The following is a 10524-nucleotide window of genomic DNA, read 5'->3' on the forward strand; positions in this document are numbered from 1 at the left end:
CGGTAGCCGGCCCCGCCTGGCCGGCCCCGCCTTGGCGGCCCGGCGGCGGGCAAGGGCCGTCGTCACCGCCGCCGAGCCCGTCCGCACCTTAAGAGGACTAGACCAGTAGGGTCAATGGTCCGGACCAGGCTCGACCCCGTGGGCCGCCACGGTTCCCCGTGACGGTCGCGTGGCGCGAAAGCGCCGGTACGCAGTGTGAGGGAGGCCACACGACCCACCCGTATGGACGAGTGGCGGGCGTGGCAGACTGGGCCTGTACCAGAAGCAGCGCACTCCGGGGTCGGTGAAAGTCCGAACCGGCGGTTACAGTCCGCGACCCGGTCGCTTCCAGCGGCCGGTTGACCAGGTGAAATTCCTGGACCGACGGTTAAAGTCCGGATGGGAGGCAGTGCGCGGCGGGCGGGCACGCGTGTATCCGTGTGCGCGCCGCCGTTCCGAGGCTCGTCCCCACGTGGACGCGTCCGTTCGGCGACGCCTTTCGGTGTGTGTGCTCACCCGTGGAATCTGTCGTCATCGACAGCCCCGGAGTCCGTGCCCCAAGAGGCAGGAGGACCCGGGAAGTGTTCACCGGAATCGTCGAAGAGCTGGGCGAGGTCACCGCCGTCGAAAACCTCGGCGACGCCTCCCGCTTCAGGCTGCGCGGCCCCGTCGTCACCGAAGGCGCCCGGCACGGCGACTCCATCGCCGTGAACGGGGTCTGTCTCACCGTCGTCGAGCACGAGGGCGACGAGTTCACCGCCGACGTCATGGCCGAGACCCTGAAGCGCTCCAGCCTGGGCGCGCTCGCCGTCGGCTCCCGCGTCAACCTGGAGCGCCCCACCGCCGTCGGCGCCCGCCTCGGCGGCCACATCGTGCAGGGACACGTCGACGGCACCGGCGAGATCCTGGCCCGCACGCCCTCCGAGCACTGGGAGATCGTGAAGATCTCCCTCCCCGCGGAGCTCTCCCGCTACGTCGTGGAGAAGGGCTCCATCACGGTCGACGGCATCAGCCTGACCGTCGTGGAGGCGGCATGGGACCACTTCACGGTCAGCCTCATCCCGACCACCCTCGCCCTGACCACGCTCGGCGTGAAGCAGCCCGGCGACCCGGTCAACCTCGAAGTGGACGTCATCGCCAAGTACGTGGAGCGGCTGCTCGCGGCCGGACAGGAGGCCGGCCGGTGAACTGGCTGAACTCCGAGGCGTTCACCCTCTTCGGCCAGCGCATCATCTGGTCGGACATGACCGGCAACATCCTGGGCCTGATCACCCTCGCCCTCGGCTGGCGCCGCTCCCTGTGGACCTGGCCCGTGCAGTTCCTGTCCGGCCTCGTCCTGTTCGCCGCCTTCTACGGCCATCTGACCGGCAGCGCCGGCAAGCAGGTCGTCGTCATGGCCGTCGCGCTGTACGGCTGGTGGCAGTGGCAGCGCACCCGCAACCGGTCCGGCGACGGCCAGATCACCCCCCGGTTCGCCACCTGGCGCGAGCGCGCGGCCATGGTCGCCGCCGCCGGTGCCGGCACGGTCGCCGTCGCCCTGCTCTTCCAGGCCTACCCGTCCCTGTCCTGGGACCCCTGGCCCGACGCCTACATCTTCGTCGGCACCATCGCCGCGATGTACGCCCAGGCCAAGGGCATGGTCGAGTTCTGGTTCGCCTGGCTGCTCGTCGACCTGGTCGGCGTCCCCCTGAACTTCGCCAACGGCTACGCCTTCTCCGGATTCGTCTACGTCATCTACGGCGCACTCGTCCTGTGGGGCATGCGCGACTGGTGGCTGCGCTCGCGCAAGGCCGCGCGGCCCACACTGGAAGGAGCGCCGGCATGACCTCGGCACCCGTCCTCTACGACACCCACGACACCGACAACTTCGCGCTCGACCCGGTCGAGCAGGCCATCGCCGACATCGCCGCCGGGCGCCCGATCATCGTCGTCGACGACGAGAACCGGGAGAACGAGGGCGACCTCGTCGTGGCCGCCGAGAAGATCACCCCCGAGATCGTCGCCTTCATGATGAGCGAGTGCCGGGGACTGATCTGCGCTCCCATGGAGGGCGAGGAACTGGACCGCCTGCGGCTGCCGCAGATGGTCGAGGACAACACCGAGTCGATGGAGACCGCGTTCACCGTCTCCGTGGACGCCACCGCCGTTCACGGGGTGAGCACCGGCATCTCGGCCGCCGACCGCGCCACCACCCTCCGGCTGCTCGCGAGCGGCACGGCCGGGCACACCGACTTCGTCCGCCCCGGCCACGTCTTCCCGCTGCGCGCCAGGGCCGGCGGCGTCCTCGCCCGCAACGGCCACACCGAGGCCGCCGTCGACCTCGCCCGGCTCGCGGGCCTGCGCCCGGCCGGCGCCATCGTGGAGATCGCCGGCGAGGACGGCCGGATGCTCCGCCTGCCCGAGCTGATCCCGTTCGCCCGCAAGCACGGCCTGACGATCATCTCCATCGAGGACCTGATCGCCTACCGCCGCGGCAGCGAGCCCACCGTGCGCCGCGAGGCCGCCACCCGCCTGCCCACCCGGCACGGCGTCTTCACCGCCTACGGCTACCGGTCCACCGTCGACGGCGTCGAGCACGTCGCCCTCGTCCACGGCGACCTCGGCGACGGCCGGGACGTCCTGGTCCGCGTGCACTCCGAGTGCCTGACCGGCGACGTCTTCGGCTCCCTGCGCTGCGACTGCGGCCCCCAGCTGGACACCGCGCTCGGCCGCATCCAGGAGGAGGGCCGCGGAGTCGTCGTCTACCTGCGCGGACACGAGGGGCGCGGCATCGGACTGCTGTCCAAGCTGCGCGCCTACGAACTCCAGGAGCAGGGCCACGACACCCTGGACGCCAACCTGGAGCTCGGCCTGCCCGCCGACGCCCGCGACTACGGCGCCGGCGCGCGGATCCTCGCCGACCTCGGTGTGCGCGGGGTCCGGCTGATGACCAACAACCCCGACAAGACCGACGCCCTCAGGCGCCACGGCATCGAGGTCACCGGCCGCGAGCCGATGCCCGTCCAGGCCGGTGAGCACAACCTGCGCTATCTGCGCACCAAGCGGGACCGGATGGGGCACGACCTGCCGTGGCTCGACACGCCCGCCGTGTCGGCCTGCGGGAACCAGTAAACGAAAGAGCACGGAGGTAAGACGTGAGCGGCAAGGGCGCACCGGACGTGTCCGTACGCAAGGTGAGCGACCTCAGGGTCGCCGTCATCGCGGCGCAGTGGCACGAGAAGGTGATGAACGGCCTGGTGGACGGCGCCCTGCGCGCCCTGCACGACCTCGGCATCGACGAGCCGACCCTGATCCGGGTCCCCGGCAGCTTCGAGCTGCCGGTCGCCGCCAAGGTCCTCGCGGGCCGCGGCTACGACGCGATCGTCGCCCTCGGCGTCGTCATCCGGGGCGGCACCCCGCACTTCGACTACGTGTGCCAGGGCGTCACGCAGGGCCTCACCCAGGTCTCGGTCGACACCGGTGTCCCCGTCGGCTTCGGCGTGCTCACCTGCGACACCGAGGAACAGGCCCTGGACCGGGCCGGCCTGGAGGGCTCCGCCGAGGACAAGGGCCACGAGGCGGTCACGGCGGCCGTGGCGACGGCGGCCACCCTCCGCTCAGTATCCGAACCCTGGCACTAGACCGGCCGCCACAACGGCTAGGGTGGGGCTCACCATGTCCAAGAAGACGTTCGAGGGGCTGTTCACCGAGCTCCAGCACAAGGCCGCCCACGGCGATCCCGCCACCTCCCGCACCGCGGAACTGGTCGAAAAGGGCGTCCATGCCATCGGCAAGAAGGTCGTCGAAGAGGCCGCCGAGGTCTGGATGGCCGCCGAGTACGAGGGCAAGGAGGCGGCGGCCGAGGAGATCTCGCAGCTGCTGTACCACGTCCAGGTGATGATGGTCGCCCGCGGCATCTCGCTGGACGACGTCTACGCCCACCTGTGAGCCGTAGCCCGCACACCCCATCCCGTAGAGAACGAACGAAGGAAGCCGACCTCATGCTGCGCATCGCCGTCCCCAACAAGGGTTCACTGTCCGGCCCTGCGGCGGAGATGCTGCATGAGGCCGGCTACCAGCAGCGCCGCGAGTCCAAGGAACTGCGCACCGTCGACCTGGACAACGAGGTCGAGTTCTTCTACCTGCGCCCCCGCGACATCGCGATCTACGTCTCGTCCGGCCGTCTGGACATCGGCATCACCGGCCGGGACCTGCTGATCGACTCCGGCGCCGACGCCGAGGAGATCCTGCCGCTCGGCTTCGGCCGCTCCACCTTCCGCTTCGCCGCCAAGCCCGGCACCGCGAACGGCATCGAGGACCTCAAGGGCCGCACGGTCGCCACCTCCTACGAGGGCATCGTCGCGGGGCACCTCGCGGACCACGGCGTCGACGCCTCCGTGGTCCACCTGGACGGCGCCGTCGAGACCGCCATCGAACTCGGCGTCGCCGAGGTCATCGCCGACGTCGTGGAGACCGGCACCAGCCTGCGCAACGCGGGCCTGGAGGTCTTCGGCGAGCCGATCATGAAGTCCGAGGCCATCGTCGTGCGCCGCACCGGCGCCGACACCGAGGAGCCCAAGGTCCAGCAGTTCCTGCGCCGCCTCCAGGGCGTCCTGGTCGCCCGGACGTACGTGATGATGGACTACGACTGCCGGGTGGAGCAGCTGGAGAAGGCCGTGGCGCTCACCCCCGGCCTGGAGTCGCCGACCGTCTCCCCGCTGCACAACGAGGGCTGGGTCGCCGTGCGCGCCATGGTCCCCGCCAAGGAGGCGCAGCGGATCATGGACGACCTCTACGGCATCGGCGCCCGCGCCATCCTGACCACGGCCATCCACGCCTGCCGCCTCTGAGGGGTACGCCCGAGATGTCCGACCTGCCCGACCTGCCCGTCACCTTCCGGCCCGGCCGTACCCGGGCGATCCTGCTCACCGCCGGAGTCCTGATCTTCGTGGTGATCTCCGGCATCGCACTGCTGCTGGAGGACCTCGGCCCGGGATCCCGGCTCAGCTTCATCGTCACCGGCGCGCTCTGCCTGTGGGTGCCGGCCCGGCTGGCCCGGGTGAGGGTGGTCGCCGAGGAGTCCGGCGTCACCGTCGTCAACATCGCGAGCAAGCGGCGCCTGGCCTGGGCGGAGATCCTCCGGGTGAACCTCCGGCCGGGTGACCCCTGGGTGTTCCTCGACCTCAGCGACGGCACCAGCCTGCCCGCGCTCGGCATCCAGCCCGGCGTCGCCAAGCGGCAGGCCATCGCCGACGCCCGGACCCTCCGGGAACTCGCCGAGGCCCACTCCGGCTCGCCCGCCCTGCCGCACGAGCCCAGATCTTGATTAATCTGGTGGGCGGAGGCCGTCCCGCTGCGCCTCCGCCCCTGCGTGCCACCCGGTGCACAGGGGTTCCTGCTACCCGAGGAGTGACCGACTCCGGCGATGGACGGATCGTCCTGTAGTACCCGCGCCACCCCTGCCCGACATAGCGGCAAGGCGGTGGCAGCGTGACCATCCCCCTGCTGTTGCTCGCCGCGGCCTTCCTGCTGATCCTCGCCAACGGATTCTTCGTGGCGGCCGAGTTCGGCCTCGTGACGGTCGAACGCCCGGACGCCGAGAAGGCCGCCGCCGACGGCGACCCACGCGCCCGCACGGTCGTGGAGTCGCTGAAGGAACTGTCCTTCCAGCTCTCCGGCACCCAGCTCGGCATCACCATCACCTCCCTGGTCGTCGGCATGCTCGCCGAGCCCGCGCTGGCCGCGCTGCTGCGCGGCCCGTTCACGGCGCTCGGCGTCCCCGAGGGGGCCGCGGCCGGCATCGCGGTGGTCGTCGGCATGCTGCTGGCCTCCGCGATCCAGATGGTGATCGGCGAACTCGTGCCCAAGAACTGGGCGGTGTCCCGGCCGCTCCAGGTGGCCCGCTTCGTGGCCGGCCCGCAGCACCGCTTCGCCCTTCTGTTCCGCCCGGTGATCTCCGCGCTGAACACGGTCGCGAACCGGCTGGTCCGCGCCCTCGGCGTGGAGCCCGCCGAGGAACTGGCCTCTGCCCGCACCCCCGGCGAACTCGTCTCCCTGGCCCGGCACTCCGCCCTGGCCGGCGCCCTGGAGCAGGACACCGCCGACCTGTTCGTGCGCACCCTGTCCCTGGGCGAGCTGACCGCACAGCACGTGATGACCCCGCGGGTGAAGGTGAGCGCGTTGCAGGACTCGGCCACCGCCGAGGACGTCGTCAACCTCACCCGGGCCACCGGACTGTCCCGCTTCCCCGTCTACCGGGAGAAGATCGACGAGATCGTGGGCATGGCCCATCTGAAGGACGCGCTGGCCGTCCCGGCCCACGACCGGCTGCGCACCCCGGTGGGCCGCATCGCCCGCAAGGCGCTCCTGGTCCCCGAGACCCTGCCGGTGCAGCCCCTGCTCGCCCGGCTGCGCAGCGAGCAGCCCATCGCGGTCGTCGTGGACGAGTACGGCGGCACGGCCGGCGTGGTCACCCTGGAGGACATCGTCGAGGAACTGGTCGGCGAGGTCCGCGACGAGCACGACGCCAAGGACATGCCCGAGCTGGCCCCCGCCCCGCCCGAGGACGGCAGGCCCGCCTGGGACGTGGACGGCGGCTGCCGTGTCGACATCCTTACGCGCATAGGACTGGACGTGCCCGAGGGACCGTACGAGACCGTGGCCGGACTGGTCGCCGATCTGCTCGGCCGGATCCCGGCCCCCGGCGACCGGGCCGAACTGCCCGGCTGGCGGCTCTCGGTCCGCCAGGTCGGCCACTACCGCGCCGAACGGGTCCGCCTGGTCAGGACGGCCTCGGCGGCGAGCGTGCCGGAGGCCGCCCGATGAGCGCCCTGCAACTGCTCTTCGCGGCGCTGCTCGTGCTCGCCAACGGATTCTTCGTCGGCGCCGAGTTCGCGCTCGTCTCCGTCCGCCGCAGCCAGATCGAACCGCTCGGCACCGCCCGCGCCCGCCAGGTGCTCCACGGCCTGGAACGGCTGCCGCAGATGATGGCCGCCGCCCAGTTCGGCATCACCGTCTGCTCCCTGACCCTCGGCGCGGTCGCCGAACCGACGGTGGCGCACCTGCTGGAGCCGCTGTTCGAGTGGATCCGTCTGCCGCAGGGCATGATCCACCCCCTCGGCTATGTCATCGCGCTGGCCGCGGTGGTCTTCTTCCACCTGGTCGTCGGCGAGATGGTGCCGAAGAACCTGGCCATGGCGGCGCCCGAGAAGGCGGCGCTCTGGCTCAGCCCCGGCCTGGTCTGGTTCGCCCGCCTGTGCAGGCCGGTCACCGTGGCCCTCGGCGCCTGCGCCCAGGGCATCCTGCGGCTGTTCCGGGTCGAGCCGAAGGACGAGGTGGCCGCGGTCGTCACCACCGAGCAGCTCAACCGCCTGCTGGAGGACTCCGGCGAGGCCGGGCTGCTCGGCCCCGAGGAGCGCGAGCGGCTGGAGGACGCCCTGGAACTGGGCTCCCGCCCGGTGACGGACGTCCTGCTGCGCCGCGAGTCCCTGGTGATCGTGGACCCGTCGGTCACCCCGGGGGACATCGTGGAGCTGACCGCCCGCACGGGCTACTCCCGCTTCCCGGTCGCCGCGGCCGGCAAGGGCCCCTTCATGGGGTACGTGCACGTGAAGGACGTCCTCGACCTGGAGGACTCCGACCGGGCCGTCCCCCAGCAGGTCTGGCGGCCCATGGCCACGCTCCGCGCCGAGCTGCCGCTGGACGACGCCCTCACCGTGATGCGCCGGGCGGCCACGCACCTGGCCCAGGTCGCCGACGCGACCGGCAAGGTGCTGGGCCTGGTGGCCCTGGAGGACGTACTGGAAATGCTGGTGGGCGAGGTCCGGGACCCGGCGCACCGGGAGATGCCGGAGCCCCGGGCGAGCGGGGAGCCGGAGGAGGCACTCGCCGGATAGCGCGGGTCGTGACGGGAACCGTGCGGCCGGCCGCACGGTTCCCCGCGGATCCTTCCGCCTAGTACGCGGACGGATCCTGCGGCCCCCGCCCCGACAGCACCTCGCCGTAGGCCTGCATCAGGTCGGGCAGCCGCAGGGTCGCCAGATCCTCCCGGGACAAGGTGCCCGCGTACGTCGACAGCCGCAGGTCCCGGTACGCGCAGCTCTTCTCGTACAGCGTCCGCAGGAACCGCCCGTTGCCCAGCTCGTCGATCCACCCCTGGCCGACCACGTGCCCGGCGATCGAGCGCAGCTCCTCCAGCGCCTCCTCGTCCCACTGGTCGCCGTTCTCCGCCGCGAGCACCTTGCCGATCTCGGTGAGCTCCTGGGGCCGGTACGAGGGGAAGTCCACCCGGGTGGTGAAGCGGGAGGACAGCCCTGGGTTGGCGGCCAGCAGGCGGTCCATGCCCTCCGGATAGCCGGCCAGGATCACCACCAGGTGGTCGCGGTTGTCCTCGGCCCGCTTCAGCAGCACCTGGAGCGCCTCGTCGCCGTACGCGTCCCCCTTGCCGTACCCGGAGTTGGACAGCGAGTACGCCTCGTCCACGAACAGCACCCCGCCGATCGCGGAGTCGATCAGCTCGTTGGCCTTCACGGCCGTCTGCCCCAGGTACTCGCCGACCAGGTCGGCCCGCTGGGCCTCCACGAGATGGTCGCCGCCGAGCAGGCCCAGGGCGTAGAACACCCGGCCCAGGATGCGCGCGACCGTGGTCTTGCCGGTGCCGGACGGGCCGGAGAAGACGAAGTGCCGCTTGGGCGGCTGGACCGGCAGACCCTGTCCGGCCCGCAGCCGCGCCATGTTCAGCTGCGCGGACAACGCCTTGACCTGGCGCTTGACCGGCTCCAGGCCCACCATGCGCTCGAGTTCGGCGAGCGCCTGCTCGAGTAACGCGGGGTCGGTCGGCCCGGCCGGGACCGGCGGGGCGAAACCCCCGGGGCCGGTCCTGGTCCGCACCGAGGGGTCGGCCACCGACGGCAGCGGCCCGGCGGGCAGATCGGGCTCCGGCAGCCGCAGATCGCGGCCCTCGGTGCCGAACAGCGGATCGAACCCGTCGGGGCCGTCCACCGTGTCCTGGCCCGCGCCGGTCAGGGTGATCGCGGCGAGGTCGCCCGTCTCGTCGTACCCGTCGCCCTCGGCGATCGCCGCGAGCCGGGCCGAGGTGTCCATGAAGGCCGGGTCGACCCGGTGCACCGCCCGGTACAGGGGGAGCGCGGCGGCCGACCGCCCGGTGCCCTCGTGCGCCCGCGCCAGCCAGTAGCGCAGCTCCTTGCGCTGCGGCTGCTCGCTGCGGCACCGCATCAGCGCCGCCGACAGCAGGGGTTCGGCCTGGCCGTACATCTCCAGCCGGACCCGGGCCATGCCGCCGAAGAGGCCGGCCTCGATGCCGAGCAGGGGATCGTCCAGCAGTGGGTCGGTGTGCCGGATCAGCTGGTCCCAGTCCTTGACCAGATAGGCGCGGCAGGCGTGCAGGAAGCGGACCTGGGCGTCGGTGTCGACCGGGGGCAGTCCGGCGAGGGCGCGGTCCAGCTCGGGCACGTGCCGGCCGTCCAGCCAGTGGGAGGCGTGCGCCAGCAGCAGATCGCGCGGGTTCTCCAGCACGGGCTGCACCCACCAGCCCAGCCAGTACCAGGAGTTGAGGGTACGGCGGTGCCGGGCGCGCTGTTCGCCGAAGCGGTCGCGGTGCCGGAACATGCGCAGCAGCGCGGTGGTGGTGTCGACCCGGAGCGCGTGCAGTCCGAGCCAGGCGTCCGCCATGCCCGCGTCCAGCCGCACCGCGGTGCGGAACTCCTCCTCCGCCTGCGGGTAGGCGCCCATCGTGTAGGCGTCCACGCCCCGCAGCCAGGCGAGGTCGGCCGGCGCCTCGGGGCCCTGCGTGCCGAAGTCCATCACGTCCCCCCACAGACCATGCACCCGTGGTTCACCACCGGGCAGTCGCCCGATGGCCACCGCGGTCGAACCTCCGTACCGCGGACCGGAGTTGCAGGTGCGCGAGGCTGCCGCTCGAAGGTCGCACCGAGGGCATCGTACCCGCGGTGCGGGTACCTGCCGAAGGGTGCCGCACAGGGCGTTGGGCGAGGTGGGAGCAGACGGGGCGCACGGGATTTCGTGACCGAGGGTGAGAGGGCCGGTGCGCCGGCGCGCGGAAACCGGGTCCGGCGGGCAGAACGAAGCCCCCGGTCACGGGGGAACAACCGGGGGCTTCGTGTCGGTGGGCGGCCGGCGAAAGCCGCACATTCAGAACGTAAGTCCTGTACGGGCCCTCGGTCAAGCGAAGTTGAGGGACTGGGAGAACTTCTGCCGCAAGAGTCTTCACAGGTTCACCACACTGCGGAGAGGTCGTCACCCAGCGTCACATCAGGGGCGGATCCGGGGGCTGGTGGCCGGTCCCGGGAGCATCTCGTACCCCTCGGGTCGCTGGAGCACCAGGAGATCGGCGTGGGGGCGTGAGGGATCGGTGACGAAGTGCGCGTGCTCCGCCGTGACCCATCCGTCCCAGAACTCCCGCTGCTCCGCCCCGTCCCGCCGCCGGCCGCGCGCCCAGGACTCCTCCCGGGGCAGCTCCATCCACAGCAGCCTCTCCGGCTACGACAAGATGCGCAGCGACATGGAGGGGGTGTCATGAGGCGCCGC

At 71.8% G+C, this 10524-nt stretch carries 10 protein-coding genes, 1 pseudogene and 1 riboswitch; of the genes and pseudogenes, 9 read left to right on the forward strand and 2 right to left on the reverse strand.

Annotated elements, in window-relative coordinates; translation table 11 throughout:
- Positions 1-265 precede the first annotated feature (265 nt).
- Positions 266-396, forward strand: a riboswitch (FMN riboswitch).
- A gap of 164 nt (positions 397-560) precedes the next feature.
- From H5J33_RS12575 to H5J33_RS12615, 9 genes are all read left to right on the forward strand, one after another.
- Positions 561-1166, forward strand: a complete 606-nt coding sequence (locus H5J33_RS12575; RefSeq protein WP_181794988.1) for a riboflavin synthase — start codon at positions 561-563, stop codon at positions 1164-1166.
- Entirely contained in the window at positions 1163-1804 is a 642-nt protein-coding gene (locus H5J33_RS12580; RefSeq protein ID WP_181794989.1) for a nicotinamide mononucleotide transporter family protein, read from the forward strand. The genes H5J33_RS12575 and H5J33_RS12580 overlap by 4 nt, the downstream gene beginning before the upstream one ends.
- On the forward strand, positions 1801-3090 hold the full coding sequence (locus H5J33_RS12585) for a bifunctional 3,4-dihydroxy-2-butanone-4-phosphate synthase/GTP cyclohydrolase II (RefSeq protein WP_181794990.1): 1290 nt from the start codon (positions 1801-1803) through the stop codon (positions 3088-3090). The genes H5J33_RS12580 and H5J33_RS12585 overlap by 4 nt, the downstream gene beginning before the upstream one ends.
- 23 nt (positions 3091-3113) lie before the next feature.
- Complete coding sequence (gene ribH / locus H5J33_RS12590; protein ID WP_181794991.1) at positions 3114-3599, forward strand: 6,7-dimethyl-8-ribityllumazine synthase; 486 nt, start codon at positions 3114-3116, stop codon at positions 3597-3599.
- Positions 3600-3633: 34 nt separating this feature from the next.
- The gene (locus H5J33_RS12595) at positions 3634-3906 is read left to right on the forward strand and encodes a phosphoribosyl-ATP diphosphatase (RefSeq protein ID WP_181794992.1); all 273 of its coding nucleotides are present in this window, start codon (positions 3634-3636) and stop codon (positions 3904-3906) included.
- A 53-nt stretch (positions 3907-3959) separates the two neighbouring features.
- Positions 3960-4808, forward strand: coding sequence for an ATP phosphoribosyltransferase (gene hisG, locus H5J33_RS12600; RefSeq protein ID WP_181794993.1), 849 nt, complete (start codon positions 3960-3962; stop codon positions 4806-4808).
- A gap of 14 nt (positions 4809-4822) precedes the next feature.
- The gene (locus H5J33_RS12605) at positions 4823-5284 is read left to right on the forward strand and encodes a PH domain-containing protein (protein ID WP_181794994.1); all 462 of its coding nucleotides are present in this window, start codon (positions 4823-4825) and stop codon (positions 5282-5284) included.
- Between the two features lie 164 nt (positions 5285-5448).
- Positions 5449-6783, forward strand: coding sequence for a hemolysin family protein (locus tag H5J33_RS12610; protein WP_181794995.1), 1335 nt, complete (start codon positions 5449-5451; stop codon positions 6781-6783).
- A complete protein-coding gene (locus H5J33_RS12615; protein ID WP_181794996.1) occupies positions 6780-7853 on the forward strand; it encodes a hemolysin family protein in 1074 nt (357 codons plus the stop codon). The genes H5J33_RS12610 and H5J33_RS12615 overlap by 4 nt, the downstream gene beginning before the upstream one ends.
- Positions 7854-7911: 58 nt before the next feature.
- Here the strand turns inward: H5J33_RS12615 and H5J33_RS12620 are convergent, their stop codons facing one another.
- Together H5J33_RS12620 and H5J33_RS12625 are read right to left on the reverse strand one after the other, a co-directional pair.
- The gene (locus H5J33_RS12620) at positions 7912-9780 is read right to left on the reverse strand and encodes an AAA family ATPase (RefSeq protein ID WP_181794997.1); all 1869 of its coding nucleotides are present in this window, start codon (positions 9778-9780) and stop codon (positions 7912-7914) included.
- A gap of 431 nt (positions 9781-10211) precedes the next feature.
- Positions 10212-10470: pseudogene (locus H5J33_RS12625) on the reverse strand (hypothetical protein); the annotation flags it as partial.
- Between the last annotated feature and the right edge of the window lie 54 nt (positions 10471-10524).

The sequence above is a fragment of the Streptomyces sp. WELS2 genome (genome assembly GCF_013870595.1).
Lineage (GTDB): Bacteria > Actinomycetota > Actinomycetes > Streptomycetales > Streptomycetaceae > Streptomyces.